The 20,273-nt window shown below is 43.8% G+C and carries 13 protein-coding genes; 8 read left to right on the top strand and 5 right to left on the bottom strand.

Annotated features, from left to right (window positions below):
• Positions 1 to 27: 27 nt before the first annotated feature.
• The 8 genes from MusilaSJ_RS09575 (at position 28) to porM (ending at position 13,398) form a co-directional block, all read left to right on the top strand.
• Positions 28 to 1,431: an aminopeptidase P family protein gene (locus MusilaSJ_RS09575; RefSeq protein ID WP_274989755.1), complete on the top strand. Its 1,404-nt coding sequence runs from the start codon at positions 28 to 30 to the stop codon at positions 1,429 to 1,431.
• A 597-nt stretch (positions 1,432 to 2,028) separates the two neighbouring features.
• Complete coding sequence (locus MusilaSJ_RS09570) at positions 2,029 to 4,326, top strand: S9 family peptidase (RefSeq protein WP_274989754.1); 2,298 nt, start codon at positions 2,029 to 2,031, stop codon at positions 4,324 to 4,326.
• A gap of 97 nt (positions 4,327 to 4,423) precedes the next feature.
• On the top strand, positions 4,424 to 7,999 hold the full coding sequence (locus MusilaSJ_RS09565) for a family 43 glycosylhydrolase (RefSeq protein ID WP_274989753.1): 3,576 nt from the start codon (positions 4,424 to 4,426) through the stop codon (positions 7,997 to 7,999).
• Positions 8,000 to 8,159: 160 nt separating this feature from the next.
• A complete protein-coding gene (gene porK, locus MusilaSJ_RS09560) occupies positions 8,160 to 9,449 on the top strand; it encodes a T9SS ring complex lipoprotein PorK/GldK (protein ID WP_274989752.1) in 1,290 nt (429 codons plus the stop codon).
• 5 nt (positions 9,450 to 9,454) lie between these two features.
• Positions 9,455 to 10,363: a hypothetical protein gene (locus MusilaSJ_RS09555; RefSeq protein WP_274989751.1), complete on the top strand. Its 909-nt coding sequence runs from the start codon at positions 9,455 to 9,457 to the stop codon at positions 10,361 to 10,363.
• A complete protein-coding gene (locus tag MusilaSJ_RS09550; protein WP_274989750.1) occupies positions 10,360 to 10,986 on the top strand; it encodes a hypothetical protein in 627 nt (208 codons plus the stop codon). Before MusilaSJ_RS09555 ends, MusilaSJ_RS09550 begins: the two co-directional genes overlap by 4 nt.
• Positions 10,987 to 11,012: 26 nt before the next feature.
• Positions 11,013 to 11,810, top strand: coding sequence for a type IX secretion system motor protein PorL/GldL (porL, locus tag MusilaSJ_RS09545; protein WP_274989749.1), 798 nt, complete (start codon positions 11,013 to 11,015; stop codon positions 11,808 to 11,810).
• 52 nt (positions 11,811 to 11,862) lie between these two features.
• A complete protein-coding gene (porM, locus tag MusilaSJ_RS09540) occupies positions 11,863 to 13,398 on the top strand; it encodes a type IX secretion system motor protein PorM/GldM (RefSeq protein ID WP_274989748.1) in 1,536 nt (511 codons plus the stop codon).
• Between the two features lie 184 nt (positions 13,399 to 13,582).
• On the opposite strand, the gene MusilaSJ_RS09535 is transcribed toward porM, so the two are convergent.
• The 5 genes from MusilaSJ_RS09535 to MusilaSJ_RS09515 all read right to left on the bottom strand — a co-directional run bounded on the left by MusilaSJ_RS09535 (position 13,583) and on the right by MusilaSJ_RS09515 (position 20,265).
• Positions 13,583 to 14,488 carry a PepSY-like domain-containing protein gene (locus MusilaSJ_RS09535; protein WP_274989747.1) on the bottom strand — a complete coding sequence of 302 codons (906 nt, stop codon included), beginning with the start codon at positions 14,486 to 14,488 and terminating at the stop codon, positions 13,583 to 13,585.
• Between the two features lie 500 nt (positions 14,489 to 14,988).
• The gene (locus MusilaSJ_RS09530; RefSeq protein WP_274989746.1) at positions 14,989 to 15,609 is read right to left on the bottom strand and encodes a tetratricopeptide repeat protein; all 621 of its coding nucleotides are present in this window, start codon (positions 15,607 to 15,609) and stop codon (positions 14,989 to 14,991) included.
• A complete protein-coding gene (locus tag MusilaSJ_RS09525) occupies positions 15,597 to 16,775 on the bottom strand; it encodes a tetratricopeptide repeat protein (protein WP_274989745.1) in 1,179 nt (392 codons plus the stop codon). Before MusilaSJ_RS09525 ends, MusilaSJ_RS09530 begins: the two co-directional genes overlap by 13 nt.
• Positions 16,757 to 18,913 carry an urea transporter gene (locus MusilaSJ_RS09520; RefSeq protein WP_274989744.1) on the bottom strand — a complete coding sequence of 719 codons (2,157 nt, stop codon included), beginning with the start codon at positions 18,911 to 18,913 and terminating at the stop codon, positions 16,757 to 16,759. The genes MusilaSJ_RS09525 and MusilaSJ_RS09520 overlap by 19 nt, the downstream gene beginning before the upstream one ends.
• On the bottom strand, positions 18,910 to 20,265 hold the full coding sequence (locus MusilaSJ_RS09515; RefSeq protein WP_274989743.1) for a type III PLP-dependent enzyme domain-containing protein: 1,356 nt from the start codon (positions 20,263 to 20,265) through the stop codon (positions 18,910 to 18,912). Before MusilaSJ_RS09515 ends, MusilaSJ_RS09520 begins: the two co-directional genes overlap by 4 nt.
• Positions 20,266 to 20,273 lie beyond the last annotated feature (8 nt).

Here is a 20,273-nt window from a genome sequence, read left to right as displayed (position 1 = left end):
CAGAGCCGGCATGTTTAATTTTGCATTATGAAACTTCAACTTTTTGATCAGCAGGTTTACGTACAGCGCCGCAATGTTTTAAAACAGAGCATGGGTGCCAACGGTATCATCGTTTTGTTAGGGAACGAGGATAGCAGCATGAACTATAAAGACAATACCTACCTGTTTAGGCAGGATAGCAGCTTTTTATATTATTTCGGACTTGATGTAGCTGGTTTAGCAGCTATCATTGACACCGATACCGGCGAAGAGGTGATCTTCGGTAATGACCTTACCATTGATGATATTGTCTGGACAGGTACTTTGCCATCTGTTAGTGAAATGGCCGCGCTGGTTGGCGTTTCGCAAACAAGGCCTTATGCCGATATAAAGCATTATATTCATAAGGCGGTTACCGGCAGTCGCCCGGTTCATATTTTGCCGCCTTATCGCCCGGAAAATAAAATCAAACTGGCTGATTGGTTAAATACCAGTCTGGAAGATGTGGCCGGTCGTGTTTCATTGCAACTGGTAAAAGCGATTATAGCCCAAAGGGTGATCAAAACTCCGCTTGAGGTTGCCGAGATAGAGAAAGCCGTATCCATAAGCGTTGACATGGAACTGGCAGTAATGAAATATGCCCGTCCGGGTATCAGGGAGTATGAACTGGTTGCTAAAGCACATGAAGTGGCTATTGCTAATGATTCTCGCTTGGGCTATCCGGCAATCATCACCAAACACGGTCAAACACTGCACACGCACTATTACGGCAATATCCTGGAAGAGGGTGATATGGTACTGAGCGATATTGGTGCCGAAAATGCCATGCACTACGGAGGAGACCTTACCCGTACCTTCCCGGTAGGCAAGCAGTTCAGTACCCGCCAAAGGGAGTTGTATGATGTGGTTTTAAATTCAATGGATCATGCCATCAGTATGCTGAAACCAGGTGTAAGCTATAAAGATGTGCACCTGCAAGCCTGCCAGAAACTGGCCGAAGGCCTGAAAGCCGTAAACCTGATGAAAGGTGACCCGGCAGAGGCTGTTGCAGCCGGAGCACATGCCATGTTTTTTCAATGCGGCTTAGGTCATATGCTGGGCATGGATACCCATGATATGGAAGATTTGGGTGAGCAATATGTGGGTTATACCGATACCTTGAAAAAGGAAACTGCTGTTTTCGGTCTAAAATCATTAAGGTTAGGCCGCGAACTGGAAGCCGGTTATGTGCTTACAGTTGAGCCAGGTATTTATATCATTCCGGAATTGATTGATCGCTGGCAGGCCGAAAAGAAATTCACGGAGTTTATTAATTACGATGTGCTGAATACCTATCGTGATTTCGGCGGCATTCGTATTGAGGATAACTTTTTGATAACCGATACCGGCAACCAGCTATTAGGTAAATATTTGCCTAAGTCCCGTGAGGAGATTGAGGTGTTGAGAGGATAGCGGATAAATAAAAGTGATATGGCGCATAGTTGACTCACCCGGTCTGCGCTATGCCGGACCACCCTCTCTTCGCCTTTGGCGGAAAGAGGGTAAAGGAAAGAAGAGTAAAACCCCCTCTTTACGCTTGCGTAGAGAGGGGTGACGAGCGCAGCGATGTCGGGGTGAGTCGATACGGCGTTTAATTCTTTACTCGCGTTCAGTCATGGGTTATTGTTCTAAAGAGAAGATTTTTTAAATCCTTTGTTCGTTTAGTTTCTTGAGCTAACGGCCACTCAGCTTTAACGGAATAGTGGATTCATACGTAACCCTGTATCTTGCTTAATTAATTGATTGTTAGTTGTTTATGTATTAAAAATTGAATTTATGTTAACCCTGTTAACCCCTCGACTGCCTTGCCGCTCTGGTGTGGACACTTCCTGATTTTATAATTCAAGCAAAGCGCGCTTGGACTTGCGTGAAATTTCATAAGACATTTGCCAGGTAAATCGGCCCGTATCAAAAAGATGCGGGCCGATTTGTTAAATGCCTGCTATGATGTGTTAATTTATGTAAATATAAACCGGCGGTGTTAGCTAACTTTACGCAACACTATAACTTATGACAAGATACCACCAATACTTACTGTTAGCCTTTTTTTTAGTAGCCGCGGGTAAATCAGCCGATGCACAACAAAAAGCTACTCCATATTATCCCACCCACGCGGAAGTACTGCAAAACTATAAAGCCGCCGATGCGCTTGATTCTGCCTTAAAAAAGATTCCGCTTGTTACCGGCATCAGGCCCAACTGGCAGGCAGGAGGTAATGAATTCTGGTACGGTAAAAAGATTGCCAACAATCAAACAGCTTATGTTTTGGTTAACCCTGAAAAAGGAACAAAGAAAACCATTTTTGAAAGCGGCCAGCTAAGTAATGAGGTAAGCAAAGCAACAGGCAAGCCTGTAAAAGATGGCGGCTTCCGTATTGAAGATATGTTTTTTAGTGCCGATAAAAAGCAGGCAACATTTAAAACAGGCGGTACCTGGCTTAAGTGCGATTTGGGCACATTGCAATGCATTAAAACTACTGATACGGTACATCAAAGTTATGATAACGAGAAGCCGCTGCAGGAACGCCATTACCGTTGGGAAGGTGTTAGCGCCGATTCTGTATCGCCAGATAAACAATGGAGTGCCTTTGTTAAAGGCGGAAACATCATCGTTAAATCGCTAAAAAACTCAACCGAAATCAAGTTGACCACCGATGGTAATTTAGATAAGCCTTACGGCGAACTTACCTGGTCGCCGGATAGCAAGCATATTGTCGGTTATCGCATCGACCCTAAAAAAACTAAAGAGGTTTATTATCTGCTGAGCTCGGTGCCGGGCACCACGCGGGCGGTGTTGAAATCGCATGAGTATGATCAGCCTGGCGATGAGTTTACCTCGTATCAGCAATATATATTTAACATCGCTGACAAAAGCGCGATAAAAACCAATGCCGAAAAGATCGACTTTTTTGGTGCGCCGCGATTGCATTGGCGCGATGGTAACAGTCGCTATTTTACTTATGAAAAGGCAGATCGTGGGCACCAGCGTTTCAGGGTTATTGAGGTAGATGTTACCAACGGCAAAACCCGCAACATCATTGATGAAAAAACAAACACTTTTATTTATGAGCAAAGGATTTACACTTATTACGCCTCAAAAACGCATGAGGTAGTATGGGTAACCGAAAAAGACGGCTGGCGTCATATTTACCTGGTTGATGAATTGAGCGGTAAAGAAAAACTGGTAACCAAAGGGGATTGGGTAGTACGCGATATTGATAGTGTTGATGTTAAGAAAAGACAGATTTGGTTTAAGGGGAGCGGTAAAAATGTCGGCGAAGATCCTTATTTTATGCACTATTACCGCATTGGCTTTGATGGTAAAAATCTGGTTGATCTCACCCCCGAAAAAGGTAACCACAGCCTAAGCTTTTCGCCAGATAGAAAGTATTACATCGATACTTATTCAGAAGTTAATGTTGCTCCCCGCATTGTGATTAAAAACACAGCCGACCTGAAAACGGTTATGGAACTTGAACATGCTGATTTGACCGGTCTTTTAGCTACTGGTGTTAAACTGCCTGAAGTATTTGTTGCCAAAGCAAGGGATGGCAAAACCGATATCTGGGGTGTAGTTTATCGCCCGGCAAACATGGACCCTAACAAAGGCTATCCGGTAATTGAAAATATTTATGCTGGTCCGCAGGATTCATTTGTACCTAAAAGCTTTTCTGTTGTTAATGAAATGCAAAGTATAGCCCAACTGGGTTTTATTGTGGTGCAAATGGATGGCATGGGTACGGCCAACCGCTCAAAGGCTTTTCATGATGTATGCTGGCATAACCTTGCTGATGCTGGTTTTGCCGATCGTATTTTATGGATGCAGGCGCTTGCTGCCAAATATCCACAGGTTGATATCAGCAGGATAGGCGTTTACGGAACATCAGCAGGCGGGCAAAATTCGGCGGGAGCCTTGTTGTTTCATCCTGAATTTTATAAAGCCGCGGTATCTGCATGTGGCTGTCATGATAATCGCATTGATAAACAGTGGTGGAATGAGCAGTGGATGGGCTATCCTGTTGGGCCGCATTACGAGCAGCAATCAAACATCACTAACGCTGGTAAATTGCAGGGCGATTTGATGCTGATAGTAGGTGAAGCTGATAACAATGTGCCGCCTGAATCAACCTTCCGTTTTGCGGATGCGTTGATCAAAAACAATAAAATGTTCGACCTGCTGGTGGTGCCGGGTATGGGCCATAGCGATGGCGGTCCTTACGGTCGTAAAAAGAAACGGGACTTTTTTGTAAAGCACCTGCTTAACGCAGAGCCGCCTGCAAGAAACACGGATGAGTTAGCACATAATTAAATAAAATCCTCTACAGGTATTTTAATATTTGATAAAGGGTAGTTAGCTTTTGGCGTTGTGCCTTCAGCTTTTAGCTTTACCTATGTAACAAGGTACAATGCATAAACTTCAATTAACGGTTTTTCTTTTCTGGTATATGTGTTTGGCTGTTTTAAACAGTTCTGCACAGCAACAATCAGCAACAGTGCCGGGTAATGGTAATCCCATTATTCCCGGCTACTTTGCCGACCCAACTGTACGCAGGTTTGGCGATACCTACTACATTTATGCTACCACCGATGGCAACGGCGGCGGGCACGGTCCATCACAGGTTTGGACATCCAAAGATTTTGTGAACTGGGCCATGCATGATATGAACTGGCCAACCTCCAATTATTATTGGGCCCCGGATGTTATCAATGGTAACGATGGTAAGTATTACATGTACTACTGCCAGCCGGTTGATATTTACGGCGCGTCGTCAGCAAGCCCTACCGGGCCGTGGACGCCCTTACTGCCCGATGGCAAATCAATGATTCCTAACTATTTTATCCCGGGCGTGATCACACTGGATGGGCAAACCTTTAAAGATGACGACGGTAAAATCTATATGTTTTGGGGTACCTGGGGCATTTATCCGGATCATGGTTGTGGTGTAGGGTTGTTAAACGCAGATATGCACACCTTTGCCAAAACAGCAAAGATCCCCAATACCATTGCTAAAGATTTTTTTGAAGCGCCTTTCATGTTTAAACGCAAGGGCATCTATTATTTTACCTATTCATCCGGACTATGCGAAGACTCCACCTACCGGGTTCAATACGCCATCAGTAAAACCGGACCGATGGGGCCATTTGAGTTCGGCAAAAACAGCCCGGTGCTGAGTACCAATGCTGATGGAACTATTCACGGACCGGGCCATGAGTCGGTAGTGCAGGTTGGGGATGATTTTTATATGGTGTATCATCGCCATAATAACCCGCACTCCAACGGGGGCTATCACCGGCAGGTTTGCGCGGATAAGATCGGGTTTGATGCCGAAGGCAATATTGAAAAGATTGTTCCTACCCATCTTGGAGTTGGGCTATTAGGAAAAAGTACTATTAATGCTCCCGACGAAGCTTATCAAAAAAAGGTGACAGCCTCATCTTTTTACAACGAAAATTATAAGCCATCATTTGCGGTTGATAACAATAACGGCACCTTATGGAAACCTGCCGATAACAGTCGCAGGCCGGCTTGGATCACCATCGATTTAGGTGCGATAAAGACCGTGCAGCAGGTGTTAACGCAATTTGAATACGCCACCTGGTACTATCAATACCTGGTAGAATCATCGGAAGATGGCAAAACCTGGAAACTGTTTGCCGACAGAAGAGAGAACAAACAACATGGTTCGCCGATGGTAGATTCAGGAAATTCCCTGGCCCGCTTTATCCGCTTAACAATTACCGGAACGGAATATCCTGGGTTATACAAAGCTATTTGGAACGTGAAAGTTTATGGTGAACGGGTAGTAACCGGAAATATTGATTCTGCCGATAAAAAGGAAATATCAAAGGCTGTAGTTCCAAACGAAAAAGAAGGTTTATTGGTAAACCTAAATGCCGATAATTTTCAGGCCGGCGAAGCGGTTACTCAATGGGCCAATAAAGGTGCCTTGAGCGGTAATTTTACTGCGAATGGTAAACCGCCGGTTATCGATATTATAGCGGGTAAAAAGGCACTGTTGTTTAACGGTACGCAATCACTTGAATCAACGGTAGCTGTAACCCGTTCACTTGCAGGTAACAACAGTTATACGGTATCGTATGAGGTTTATGCCGATTTGATAAAAGATGAAAACCCGGTACTAAGCTGGACAAACGGCGAATCAGATCACCGCAGTGCTACTTTCGGTTACGGCAGCAACCGTACCACCGGTGCGGTGCAGCATTTTGGCGTTTCTGACTTTCAATACAAAACGATGCCCGCCGCGGGGAAATGGCACCAGGTAGTAGTTACGTTTGATGGATCGTTCGAAAAGCTGTTTGTCGACGGAGAGTTGAACAATACAGAAAACAAAATGCTGTTTCTGCAGCTTGCAGATAAGTTCATCATCGGTGCTAAAACAAATCGTTCTGCTTATTTTTTAGGTGCTATTTCTTCTCTTAAAATTTATAATCAATCGCTGGCCGATAGTGTGATAAAGCAATGGGCTTTACATCCTGCAAAGTCAGATATTGCCCTTTACCTCGATGCCGCAAAACTTAACTATGGCCCGCTTCAAAAATGGACTAACAACGGCGATGCAGGCGGAGCTTTTCAATCTGCTGATGGACAAGGCGCAGAAGTAACCGATATTGCAGGTAAGATAGCCGTTAACTTTGATGGCAAAAGTCCAATCATATTTGATAGCGACCTTGCTGTGAATAACAAAGAAGGTTACAGCTTAGCATTAAGCGTTTATCAAAGCACATCAATGCAAAAGGGCTCGATATTTAGATCTCAATCGTTGAAAGAGCCTTTCATCAACGCAGGTAAATATTTAAGAGTGGGCCAATGGCACTACGTTATAAAAACTGTTAGCGGAAATATCGCTAAATTATATGTAGATGGTGCTTTGATTTCAACAGTGTTAAATACAGATAAGCTCACCGGTAAGCTCTTGTTGGGCGATGGTTTTAATGGCGCAGTATCTAATCTTGTGATCTATAAACATAGCTTATCATCAGCAGAAATTAAACAATTGAGCCTGGGTTGGAAACAGAATTATCACCCGTCTGTAGTAGGTTCGTTTGCGTTTAAAGCCGCACCGAAAGCTGTAACACCCGGTATGGTTGAAATGGAGGCACCTGAATATGCTTCTGTAAAATCAAACCTGCAGTACAATTTTATCAATGAGACAGACAACAGCAAATCAAGCGGCTGGCAGGCTGATCCGCATTATATCAGTTATGGGCTTGCAGCCGATAAAAATTATAGCTACTCTTTTAAAGTTAAGGACAATTATGGTAATGTAAGTTCAAAAACTGTGGCATTGCCTGTAAGTACGGCTTCGATCTTATTTAATGCTGTTGCAGATGGGTTTACAATTAATAGAGACTTTGTGACTAATGGCGTAACCGGCACTATATGGAATGGTTTGATAGGCGGGGACAAGCCGGAGAATAAAGTATCTATCAGTGATAGTTTGCTTACGTTGGAATCAAAAGGTTCAAACTGGGATGGTAACCTGCCTTATGGGCCATTTTTATACCACAATGTTTCAGGCGATTTCGTAGCCGAAGTGGAAGTAGTTGATGTTAGCGGTTTGAAAGAAAAAAAGGTTGCCGGCAACAGCGATATGGGTTTAATGGTACGTAAAGCAAAACAACCCGGTACTGAAGGAAGCGAAAACCTCATCCAGAACAGTATTTTCCCAGCCTGGAATTGCGGCAATATGCTCACCAACTTTAAAACCGGCGACCGTATGCAAGCCAATACCCAAACAGGCTGGAATTATAACCGCTACCTGCAGATCCAAAAATCGGGCGATGTATTTTATATCAGGAGCAGTAGTGACGGCATACGCTGGGCTGATTTGCCCGGAAGCCCGGTTGTTAGGCCTGATTTAAACGGCGGCGATTTGCAGATAGGGCTTTATCACAGTACCTATGGCCCGCACCGTTCATATGTTAAATTCTCCAATTTTAAACTCATCTCAAAGAAATAAGCGACATAAAATAAAGGTTCATCGATAACATCGAACGCTTTGTCGACACATAGCACTTCTTAACAGCGGCTTCATTCATATTTGATCATTGTTTAACCACTCAATCAATAATCATTATATGAAATCATTCTGACTTAACTAATTCTTAATTAATTGTCGAATGAGATCGTCTGTTCCAATAACAGGATTGCTGCTGCTGATGCTCAGCGCCTGCCAGCCAAGTATTTATAATACACCCAAAACACGCGCTGTTTCTGTAAAACGGCTTATTCCGCCGCAGGGGATGGTTTACATTCCGTCGGGAACGTTCATGTACAAAATGCTGAACGATGACAAGGCCGAACAGCGCAAGGTAAGCGTTAGCGCATTTTTTATAGATAAAACCGAGGTAACCAACAAGCAGTACCAGGCCTTTGTAAACTGGGTTGCCGATTCGGTAGCCATTACCGATTACCTGCATGACGATTCCTTTTTTATGCCTGCAACAGGTGCAACCGTTGGCAGTACAGGTAAAGAACAAAGACTGATTGACTGGAGCAAGGTCAATAATATTTCCCCCCTCTGGAAAAAGGCCCCGCCCGAAGTTAAGGAGAAGCTGGCTCCGATGATGACGATGATTAACGGCGTGCGGGTGCCTAATCCGGAGCTTGTTGTTTACCGTTTTTACTACATCAGGATGGACGGCGTTAAAAATAACGAGTACATGATGGATACCGTAGGTGTTTATCCACATGAATCGGTTTGGTCGGCAGATTTTCCCAATTCGCAGATGACGGTAATGGATGCCAATTACTTCACCAATAAAATTTATGAGTATAACCCGGTAGTCGGAGTAACCTGGAAACAGGCCCGGGCTTATGCCGATTGGCGCGGTACGCAACTCAGGCTCATGATCAAAAACAATCCTAACCTGCGTAATTTCAAACTTAGCTTTAGTTTGCCTACCGAAGCGCAATGGCAATTTGCTGCCGAAGCAAAGCTTAGTCCTAATGATACTACCGACCACACGGTGAAAACCACGGTTGATAAGGCCACTGGTAAAGAGCAGCTTTCGCTCAACTTTAAACAGGGTGAAGGCAGTTATGCCAGCGACGGATCGACATTTACCCTTCCCGCTACTTCATATACGCCCAACGCTTTCGGTATTTATAACATGGCAGGTAATGTATCCGAGTGGACACTTGATGCCTACAGCCCTTCATCATCACAACTGGTTAATGACCTGAACCCGGCTTTGCTGTATGATGCAACCAATAAGGATGCCATGCTGATGCGGCGTAAGGTAGTGCGCGGAGGCTCATGGAAGGACAACGGCGAAATGCTGAACACCGATACCCGCAGTTTTGAGGATCAGGAGGCCGCCCATTCCTACATAGGCTTCCGATGCGTTATGGCCGCTTTTGAACTCACCGGCGAGCAGGTTAAAACCAGGAAATACACTAAAAAGTAACAATCATGAACATGTTAAAAAAAGTAACTGCAGTAGTCCTACTGCTTATGGGGACCTGCATTCATAAAAACTTCGCCCAGGCACTGCCGGATAGCGCTGTTACTGATACGCTGCCCTCGTTTGACAGCTATCTGCAAAAGGCTGATCTGAGCCAGGCAAGGCCATTCCCTTACCCTAAAACCAATCCGGCAAATATCAGGATGTATGCCAGGATCTGGCGGGTTATTGATCTGGCCGATAGCGCCAACGCCATCCTCGCTATACCCGGTCATTCATTAATGGAAGCCATCATGAAAGGCTTATCCAAAGGAAAGCTTACACCTTATGAAAAGGATGATTTTAAAAAGAAGCTTACCGCTAAGCAAGGCTCTATGCGCTTTACCGATTCGGTACTGGTGCCAAAGTTTGATAAGGATGGCAATCAGATTTCATCAAAAATGGTGCTCAACGATTTCAATCCCGACAGGATCACCCGCTTCAGGATAGAGGAAGATGTTTATTTCGACAGGCAGCGGGGCAAGGTGGATACCCGCATTATCGGCCTCGCGCCTATGATGAACATCACCGGTACTGCAGATTTGCCTGCAAACATGGCGTCGGCACCGGCATTCTGGCTCTACTTTCCGCAGTTGCGCTTTGCGTTGGTGCAGGAGGACGTAAGTGAGCCAGATAAAGGGATTTTCGATGTAACGCTGGATGATGTTTTTATGCAGCAAAAGTTTTCGGCCTATCTCATCAGGCAATTCTCGCCCGGTAATGCCGAAAGCGGGCAACTTGATCCCGGTAGCCCCGAAGCACTTAAGCTGCAACAGAAAATTGCCGATTTGAAGAAAAACATCTGGAAAAATCCCCGGGGAATTAATGATAAGAATCTGGTTAATCAAACTCAAAATAATAAGGAGGAAAAGCCATGACAACGCAAGTAAGATTATTGAAAGATTTTATGTGGTGGATGCTGTTTGTAGGTTTCTTAGGCTATTGCGGCAGAGCAAGTGCTCAGGTATTGCCTGAGTATAGTGCCTTCCCCAAAAACTCAATAGGCCTGCAACTGGGCACACAAGGTATAGGTTTGCAGGGAACATCTGCTTTTGGCAGGATGTTTAACGCCCGGATAGGATTTAATACCGTGCCAGATATAACCGTGCAATATAACGGCCGCGATCTGGGTCTTAACCGCACATCCGTTTATGGTATTGTTGACTGGCAGCCCATGTACGGTAATGCCGATTGGCTCTCGCGTAAATGGTATTTATCTGCCGGTATCAGTTATTATTTTAACAATACGCTGTACCGGGAAGGAGCGGGCACAACTCCCAATTACTATATCTACATGTCAAAGCTGCGGCCCTATATAGGTACTGGTTTGGGCAACATGCGCTTGGGCCACAATATAGGCCTCCGTACAGATTTTGGATTTTTTATTCCTACAAGTTCGGCCACATCAACCTATGGTGATAAAGCCCAAAAAGTAAGCAGCGGCCTGCGTGGATTATTACCGGGGATGAATGCCGCGATTACACTTTACTACAGATTTTAATTGATTAACCTTTAAATATTAAGAACATGAAAAAGAGCAAAATTAACTGGCTGCACGTAGCCATATCATGGGGCGCCAGTATTGTAATTCTTGGTGCTATGTTTAAAATTAACCATTGGGGAGGCCAGGCTGGCACCTATATGATAGGCCTCGGCCTTACGGTAGAAGCAATGCTGTTTTTTACCCTCGGCTTTTTCCCGCCTGCACAGGAGCCCGAGTGGGAAAGGGTATACCCCGAACTGGCTGTAGATTATGAAGGAGGGCCGGTAAATAAATCGCGGATGATGCCTGTAGCGGGAGGCCAAACTGCTGCACTTGATAAGCTTTTAACCGATGCCGATTTGAATGAGTTAAGCATTAGCCGGCTTGGCGAAGGCCTGAAAGTGTTTGCCGAAAAGGTTGACAGGATTAATACTATCGCCGATGTTTCATTAGGTACCGATGAGTTTGCAGTAAAACTAAAGCAGGCAGCATCAAAATTTGATTTGTTTGGGATTGCTTTTGAGCGGGCAACATCGGGCCTTTCGGCTATTGCCGATAGCAGGGCAGATACCAATGCTTATCAGCATCAGGTGGCAAAGCTTACCGGCAATTTGGTACAGCTCAATGCCCTCTATGAATCGGAACTGAAAGGGGCCGATGAAAACCTGAAACAGGTAAATAATTTTTACCACGGGTTGAGCAAAACGCTGCAAAACCTCAATGAATCGGCTGATGACAGCAGGCAGTTTAAAGACGAGGTTAACAAGCTGGCCAAAAATATATCGGCATTAAATGTTTTTTATGCCAATATGCTTTCGGCTATGAACCAGCCCCGCATGTAATTGCAGGAACCTGGTATTAACGGTTTAGTGTAAATTTTAATCAGATAAAGAAATGGCTATTGCAGGAAAGGAAACCACCAGGCAAAAGATGATCAATATCATGTACCTGGTGCTGTTGGCAATGCTGGCGTTAAATGTGTCTTCGTCTATTTTAGATGCCTTTAAAACCATCAACGATAGCTTAACCGCTTCGGCGGCTAACGTTGGTAATTCGGTACAGCAATTGTTTACGGCTTTTGAACAAACCCGGTTTAAAGAATCGCCCGAAAGGGCAGCGCCAATCTATCAAAAGGCAAAAGCTGCCCAAAGGGTTAGCGCAGAGTTAAATGATCTTATTACCCAGATAAAGAACGAACTGGTTAAGCAAAGTTCGGGCTATGATGAACTCACCGGCGATTTGAAGGAGCGGGATAACCTGGATATAGGTTACAATGTGATGATCAACAAAAAGCGGGCTAAAGCGCTCAGAGAAAAGATCAACGATACCCGCGAAAAGCTGAAGCTGCTGTTGGGTAAGGAAGATAGCAGCGCGGTATCGTTTACGCTGAGCGCCAATGATCCTGTTAAGCATAACGGGAACGCCAAAACCTGGGAAGAACTGAATTTTGGCGAGGGGGTGCCGCTAACGGCTGATTTTACGATACTTTCGAAAATACAGGCCGATAATAAAAATGCCGAATCGGAAGTGGTGAAGAAGATCCTGGGTAAAATGGACCGGGCTATTGTTAACCTGGATAAGTTTGAAGCTGTGGCGGTAGCGCCAACTTCATACCTGATACAGGGGCAGCCTTACAAGGCGCAGGTTTTTTTAACAGCTTATGATTCCCGGTCGACCCCGCAAATGGAAGTTGGCGGCAGCCCGATCAGTGTTACCGATGGCCGGGGTGTATATAATGCTTCAACCAGCAGGGAAGGTGTTTTCAGCTGGAGAGGGACCATCAAAGTAAAACAAACCGATGGCAGCATAAAAACCTATACCACGCCCGAGCAGCAGTACATGGTTGCCCGGCCATCGGCAGTGGTATCGCCCGATAAGATGAATGTTTTTTATATCGGTGTAGATAATCCCGTGTCGGTATCTGTACCGGGTATCCCCTCAAAAAATATCAGGATAGGTATTTCGGCAGGTTCATTAAGTGGCACATCGGGTAAATATCTGGCAAGGGTAACCAGTCCGGGTATGGTTACTGTAACGGTATCGGCCGAGATCTTTCCCGGTAAAACAGAAGTATTGAGCCGTACGCAGTTCAGGGCCAAAAGGATTCCTGATCCGATAGCCAAATTTTCAGGCAGATCAGGCGGGGGTGTGCCTACAGTTGCCCTTAAAGCGCAGGATGCCATTTATGCCACGCTGGATAACTTTGACTTTGATGCACGCTTTAAAATAACACGTTTCAGTTTGATCATTGCCAATCCACGCGAAAGCGCTTCGGTTCAGGTTACTTCGGGAAATGCTTTAAGCAGCGAGATGCAGGCATCGCTCAGTAGTATTAAGCCAGGTTCGCATGTGATTTTTGATAACATTATTGCAGTTGGCCCTGATGGTGCCCCAAGGCAGTTGGCACCGGTGGCCTTAACAGCTAATTGATTTAGGAGCTAAAAGTGGAAAGCCGAAGGCTTAAAGCTTGATTGTGTTGTGCGAAACTGATTTGGAAAACATAAAGGTTGGCTTTTAGCTTTAGGCCTTTTGCTTTAAGCTTTAACTAACAGTAGGTAAAGCCATGTTTAATTAAAAACATGGCTTACTGTAACAGCGCTATGATCTCGATTGTTTAGTGGATAGGCAGGACTCTGACAAATGTACCCGACGCATTAAAAATTAAAGCGTATTTGGTACTGTTTGATGTAATCAACACAACGTAACCTTGCAGAGTTCCGCCGGGGCTTTCAGAAAATGCTTTATCAAATACGTAGCCCGGATAAGCAGCAGTAAGATAAGTGGTAATAGCAGCCGGTAAGTTAGCTTCAGTTACTACAGCATGTTTTAAATCGTGTTTTTCTATCTGAATACGTTTTACAAGTTTGCCTGCCGCGGTTACCGTTGTTGAGTAAAGTACACCATTCTGGCTTATCAAAATGTATACGTTATCAGGTGCGATAGAAGCATGCAACAAGGTATCTGTTGGATAGGTTGTTGAAAAATAGCTGCTCACAGCAGTAGGAAGGGCCGAAATAGCAATGGTATCACGGTGTTTACTGTCACGATTATCAAAGAATCCGCCTAAGTGCCATCCTGGTCCTTTAAGGTCAACACCTTCGCGTTGCTCAAGGATGCTCACAAACGTACCCGCAGCAGTGAATTTGAGGCCAACCAAAGCGCTGTTGTATTTGATAACCACAATGTAATTGATAACTGTTTTGGTACTATCAATAATGGAGTATGCTTTTTTGAATGTATAACCGCTATAATTAGCTGTAAGGTAAGTGCCAATAGTTGTAGGTAATGTGCTAAAAGCAACGGTGTCTTTGGTGTCATGCTTGCCATAGCAGCCAACCATATAAACGCTGTCGGTAATAGTTCCGGACGATGCAAGGCTAATAGCGATGGCGCCGGTTGATGTAACGGCTGATGACGAAACGCTGCCGGCCGAAGCTGATTTTGAAGCGTTCTCCTTTTTACATGATGCCAGGCCAATTACTGTGCCTACCATCAATAATGAGGCGTAAAATGATTTCATTTTCATAGAATTAATTTAAATTGATAATTAGCGCTGCCTTTTTTGGACAGGTTTAATTAAAATTAAATTGGAAAACGAAGCCGCCAGGTAATGTGTCGACAAATGAGTGATTTAAATCGACGTATGAAGATAGTTGGAAGACGTTTGAGAGCTGTAGAGATGCATAATCGCGTATCCGGTAGGTTTAATTTAATCCATAAATATTTAGCAATCCGCGTGAGTTGAACCCCTCTGGGGTTCGGATAAGGGATGGAACGTTATTTCTACAAACCTTTTCCCCTCTGGGGGATTTTTATAGTTTGATAAACTGGTATTAATTGAGATGTGTTTAAGGACAGGTGCACCAGAAGTGCAAAAGGTTTATAGCATGTAAAATTATAGGAATATCTTTGGCCTCAGAGGGGCAAAACAAGACGCCACGCTGATTGAAATTGGCTGTCGGTCAATTGTAATTTGCAAGTGAGAGGCAATTATGCGTCTCTACAAAAAATTCAATGGCTTTAATTACATCTTGATAAACCATCGGTGCTGGAAGCATCAGCAGGTTTAATGATCAGCGCTTTTTCAAAAAAAGGTTTCGCTTCCGCTTTTTTGCCGGCCATAAGCATTGACCAGGCCAGCATGTGATTGCCGTCATAATCAAAAGGGTAAAGCGTTACTACTACCCTAAAAAGCTTAATAGCGGGTTCGTATTGCTTGCGGTTATAATAAATTACGCCCCCCCAATAATTAGCCTGCGTGTTTTGTGGGTCTATCTTCAGGATAGCAAGGTATTGTTCCAGCACTTTATCCCAGTTTTGCAAAAAGGAGAGCGGCTTTATATAACCAAACTTAGCCTCTATGGCACCGGGCTTCAGGTTAACTGCTTTTTGATAATAAGTTTGCGAAGCAGTGTAGTTTTTATTGAGGTAATGGAGCCAACCCAGCCTGATCGTTATCTCATAATTATTCTCCGAATAGTAGGGATAAATATCGGCAATGGCCGCAACGTAGTTTTTATTTAATTCATTGGTATAACTGTTGTGAAAAGCTTTTTGAAGCACCACATTTGTCTGTGCCTGCAATTGTGCTGCAAATACAAATAAAAAAATGGGAATAAAGGTCTTCTTTAAAATTTCCATGTTATACCTAACGTAACAGAGTTTTGGTTATACTTAACAGCACGGTAAATGTCTGTTTTCTTTTCATAAAAGTAATTTAAATTCAATAAGGCATGGTTACCTAACTGATAAAAAACGCTTTCACCGCATTTAAATTTTGTAGGATCGATGGCATTATACACATAAAGTCCGTCGGCATCAAGGTAATCATCCTGGTTGCCAAAGGTAGCGGCCGTTTCCAGCCAAATTTTGTTTAGTACTTTAAACCCTGCCAACTGACTGTAGATGAAATTATTTGTTCCGCTTAAATTCAATACCGATGCCCTGCTTATGGTGTACAAATTAAGGTTTCCCAACGGATAAAAATCTACCCTGGCATCATATTGTTTTAAAGTTTTATTAATGAGTTTCCCAAAGTTAATATCGCCCTGCAAATCAATGTAACGGGTATCATATTTTATTCCTAACAGCCCAAGGTTACTTTGGTAAATATTGCTCCGGTAGCTGGTATGTAAATAATGGTACGCGCCAAGCAAACTTATGTTTTTAGTCAAAGAGTATCTCGCTTTAGCATAATATTCAACCTGCCTGTCGGTTTCACCTGTTTGGTTAAAGTAATCAATATAGCCCGATCTGAATATATTCTGTTTGAAAAACATAAATGATTGATCTAATTGCAAACGCCACGATAATCTTAAACCGATACCCGTGCGTTCAAAAAAGCCGTTGTCGCGTTCGTTGTTGTTAGGCAATTTTATGCCGCTTTCCAAAACCAGGTCAGTTAAACCAAAGGGTGATAGCTTGACGGAATGCAAGGTTGCTGTGTCTAAATGCGATGCATTATAAAACGCAGCGTTATTGTTGTTGATATAGGTGTTGCAGTAGTAAGCATACAAATATGCAGTGACATTTTGGGGTTCTTTAAGTAAAACCCGGTTGAACTGATAAATGGCAGCTTTGTAATTGCCGGTGAGCATATAAGCGTACCCTGCCTTAAAGCGTAAAGTGGGCGAGTCTACACTATCGGCAACCGATTGATTTACAAACCTGATTAGTTGTTTCCAGTTGCCGGCATTGTACAATTGTTCGGCCGTACTATCGGCCATGGCAAGTTTATTGTCTTGTGCGCGGGTTACAAGAGCAGCAAATAGCAGTGCAAAAAGGATGGTTAATTTTCTGTACTCCATTGTGCTTCAATATGCTGGCCGTTTATATTTATAATGAAGGCTTGCAGGCTGCCATGATCAACAAAAACTGTTGATTCGGCAAGTGGTATTGTTTTACCTGCAATTTCCTGGTATTGTTTGGATACAATATTTAGCCCCGTTTTTTTTAGCTGGATCCCGCTTTTATATTTTATGCTGATGAACCGGTAAAAAGGCGCAATAAAATCCTGTAGCCAAAGCAATGTTTTGTTATGGGTAAGCGGTACCGGGAACTCATCATTAGCCTGGATATATCCTGCATCGTTAAAAATAACTTTATATGCGGCAAGATAAAAATAGTGAAGCAGCGACGTTTTATCGCCATAAAAGCTGGTGAAGTAAAACATAGTGCCGTTATTAATAAAATAAGCAACACTACCTGTTGTTTTGCTGTAGATGTATGACTGTCCTAAATTATCGTTAAAAACTTCCCATTTCTCGGTTGCGCCGTTTTCGTTAACTAATTTAGATACGAAGCCCGGTTGCAGATCGAATGCTTTTTTGAGCGGCGCATTGATTTCGGGGTTGCTTATTAATTCGTTTTCATTTGGGATATTGTAGCTTGCAAGGTTGGTTTGACCACCTTTTTTGGTAAAATAATATGCGAACGGGTAAGGCAATGTTTTGGATCCTATATAAGGCGTAGCCTGCAACTGGAAATGCAAATGCGGCTCTGGCGAGCGACCCGAATTACCGCAAAACCCCAGCAGATCACCTTGTTTTATAACATCGCCGGGTTTAACTTTTATCGAGTTTTTTTTGAGGTGCGAAAGTTTGGAATAAAGCCCTGCGGCATGACGGACCACTACCGTATTACCCCAGTTCTCTTTCAGGTTTTCTTCCCCAATATCATTATCTTCCACATGGTTTACTACCAGTTCTACAACGCCATCGCCGCAGGCCAGTACCGGCTTATTGAAACAATAAAAATGTTCGGGAAGGGTGCCGGGATGCTGAAACGTTTTTTGTTCGTCGTCGGTAACTACAAAATCAAGTGCCTGGCCCCATTCGCCTTTGTGGGTAATGGCACCATTATAACCCTGCGAAACCGTCCAATAGCCCATAAACGGCAAATTGAGCTTGAAGTATTTCAGATCGTTCAGCCTGTTTTGCAGGTTTAAAACATGGTAAAGATTTTTTTCGGGCGAGTAATGCTGCGCTATGGCTAACTGCAATTTGGTGTGATGGCCGGTCAATTTTAAAAAATAAAGCAGGCTGATATTAAGCACACAAAACGGTAACGAAAAAACAGGCAGCGCATGCAAAGCCATGAGTGTGGTAAGGGCATTAATGAGTATGAAACCCAAAGGGATGCAAAGAATTGCCAGCAGATAAGAGCGTAACGATGGGATGGTGAAAAAGCTGCCTATAGCCATTGAAGCCATCATTAAATTAGCACCAAGGTGATAATAGCTGATACCCTCGGGATAGGTATGCATAATGTTGTTAAACCAGCAGGCCGTTAAAAAACTAATGATAAGCAGGCTGAATGCAATGCGCGAATGTACAAGTATCCCCATAGCAATAAGCATTCCGGCTATGATATTATGTTGAAACAGAATTGCGCTCAATGAGCGGAAAAATAAGCTCATCAGTTTTGGCAACGTCGTGGCAAGATAGCCTTCGGCACCGGCCAGGTTACCCGGGCCGGTGTAAATTTCTTCGAGCAGGGAGCTGCTTTTTTGAAATAAACCTGTGTTGAAGATGCTGTTGGATGCCAGCAGTACAAGCCAGAAAACCAGGATAAACGGCAGTGAAAGTATAGGTAAACCCGGTTTGCTCATGCGCTTTGACATAATGATAGTAGCAAGCACTACCAGGCAACAGGCAACTGCCAGCCAGGTCACAAACATGACGTTAACCTGGAAAAAAGCACCAAATGCTATCCCTGATAATAAACTGTTAAAGCTGTAGATCCCGGCCCGGTAATCTTCGTTATCCTGTTTTAACAGCTTTGTTATCAGCAAAGAGAAAATGACACAACCCAACCCTGCAAAGCCGGATACCGGGTTGAAAAATGATACCAGCAGTAAAATAATCCCCAATACCCTGTTTTGAGAAAAAAACAGAACCGAATAGGAATTGATGACGGTTTTTATGAATGCCGGAATTTGCTTCACTTGTTGTTATTTAAATGCGCGGGTACTAACTCTGGTTCGGCAGTATATTCCAATGTTTCGTTTTTGCGGATGAGATGCGTACGCAACTTCTCGTCTATCAATACAACAGCAGGCCTTAAAGTGATGAATTGCATCCATTGGGTCATGTTGTAAGCGCCAACCTTATGTACAACAACCTGGTCTCCGGGGTTTAGCGCAGGCAGGTTAATGCTTTCCCTTATCACATCAATGTTCATGCAAAGCGGTCCGTATATCACCATGTTTTCGGTATGTGCTACAAAATCCTGGGCGGGGCTTACCTGGTGTTCATACCAAAAAGATGTAAACAGGATATTAACCCCAAAATCAACGATGGTGGCGCCTTTACCATTGGCCAAACGTTTGTTGGCAATAACGGTGCCCAGCAGGTAACCGGCATCATCTATCAAAACACGGCCGCTTTCCAATATCAGCAGGGGCAGATCATCATTGGCAAAGCCAAAATTGAGCAAAGCCGAAGTTATTACTTCGGCAAAATCATCAACAGTTGGCACTGTATCGTTTCCCGGCAGGTAAGCGCCTTTTAGTGTATTGGTAGATGGAAAACCACCGCCAAGATCAAGGTATTCTATTTTATGATTGAGCTGAGTTTGACAACGAACAGCCAGTTCGGCCAGTTTATTAGCTGCTATACCATAAGCATCAGCAGAGAGCATATAAGTACCTATATGGCAATGCAAGCCCACCAATTGCAGACTTCCCGAGCCTGTGATCTTTGTAACCGCAGACCAGGCTTCGCCATTTTCGTAATTAAAGCCAAAACGGTCCCAAAGTGGGTAAACGCCGGTATCCATATTTACACGGATAGCTACACGCGGTTTGTTGGAGAGGTTTTTACCTAAAGTAAGTAGTTGGTTAAGCTCATCAAAATGATCGATATGGATCAGGGAATCATGATCAATAGCCAACTGCAGATCGGCAATTGATTTACCCGGGCCGTTAAAAATAATCTTGTTACCCGGTACGCCATTGCCTAATGCTTTACGGTATTCAAAGCCCGAAACAACCTCGGCCCAGCTACCTTCCTGGTGAAAGATCTGGCAAACGGCATTGAGGTAGTTGGTTTTATAGCTCCAGGCAAATTGTACTTTTGGATAGCGTGTACTGAAAGCACGGTACGCCGACCGGTAATTTTTGCGGATCTGTTTTTCGGACAGTGCAAACACCGGCGAGCCATAGTTTTCAATTAAACTTTTAACCGAAACCCCATCGATGCTTTTAACAGGCTGCACACCGGTGCGGGAGCCGAATTTATTAAGGGCACCGGCCTGTAGTTTTTTTATATATGGTTTCTCGTATGCCAGCTTTTCCATCGTTATAA

Source organism: Mucilaginibacter sp. SJ (assembly GCF_028993635.1).
In the GTDB taxonomy this organism is placed as follows: domain Bacteria; phylum Bacteroidota; class Bacteroidia; order Sphingobacteriales; family Sphingobacteriaceae; genus Mucilaginibacter.
Note: the sequence above shows the minus strand (reverse complement) of the source record. Positions and strands in the feature narration are given on the sequence as shown.

Coding starts and splice junctions, on each gene's coding strand:
- porM (WP_274989748.1), top strand. CDS start 11,863: ATGGCTATTGCAGGAAAGGAAACCACCAGGCAAAAGATGATCAATATC.
- MusilaSJ_RS09525 (WP_274989745.1), bottom strand. CDS start 16,775: ATGGAGTACAGAAAATTAACCATCCTTTTTGCACTGCTATTTGCTGCT.
- porL (WP_274989749.1), top strand. CDS start 11,013: ATGAAAAAGAGCAAAATTAACTGGCTGCACGTAGCCATATCATGGGGC.
- MusilaSJ_RS09570 (WP_274989754.1), top strand. CDS start 2,029: ATGACAAGATACCACCAATACTTACTGTTAGCCTTTTTTTTAGTAGCC.
- porK (WP_274989752.1), top strand. CDS start 8,160: ATGAGATCGTCTGTTCCAATAACAGGATTGCTGCTGCTGATGCTCAGC.
- MusilaSJ_RS09515 (WP_274989743.1), bottom strand. CDS start 20,265: ATGGAAAAGCTGGCATACGAGAAACCATATATAAAAAAACTACAGGCC.
- MusilaSJ_RS09565 (WP_274989753.1), top strand. CDS start 4,424: ATGCATAAACTTCAATTAACGGTTTTTCTTTTCTGGTATATGTGTTTG.
- MusilaSJ_RS09530 (WP_274989746.1), bottom strand. CDS start 15,609: ATGGAAATTTTAAAGAAGACCTTTATTCCCATTTTTTTATTTGTATTT.
- MusilaSJ_RS09535 (WP_274989747.1), bottom strand. CDS start 14,488: ATGAAATCATTTTACGCCTCATTATTGATGGTAGGCACAGTAATTGGC.
- MusilaSJ_RS09575 (WP_274989755.1), top strand. CDS start 28: ATGAAACTTCAACTTTTTGATCAGCAGGTTTACGTACAGCGCCGCAAT.
- MusilaSJ_RS09550 (WP_274989750.1), top strand. CDS start 10,360: ATGACAACGCAAGTAAGATTATTGAAAGATTTTATGTGGTGGATGCTG.
- MusilaSJ_RS09555 (WP_274989751.1), top strand. CDS start 9,455: ATGAACATGTTAAAAAAAGTAACTGCAGTAGTCCTACTGCTTATGGGG.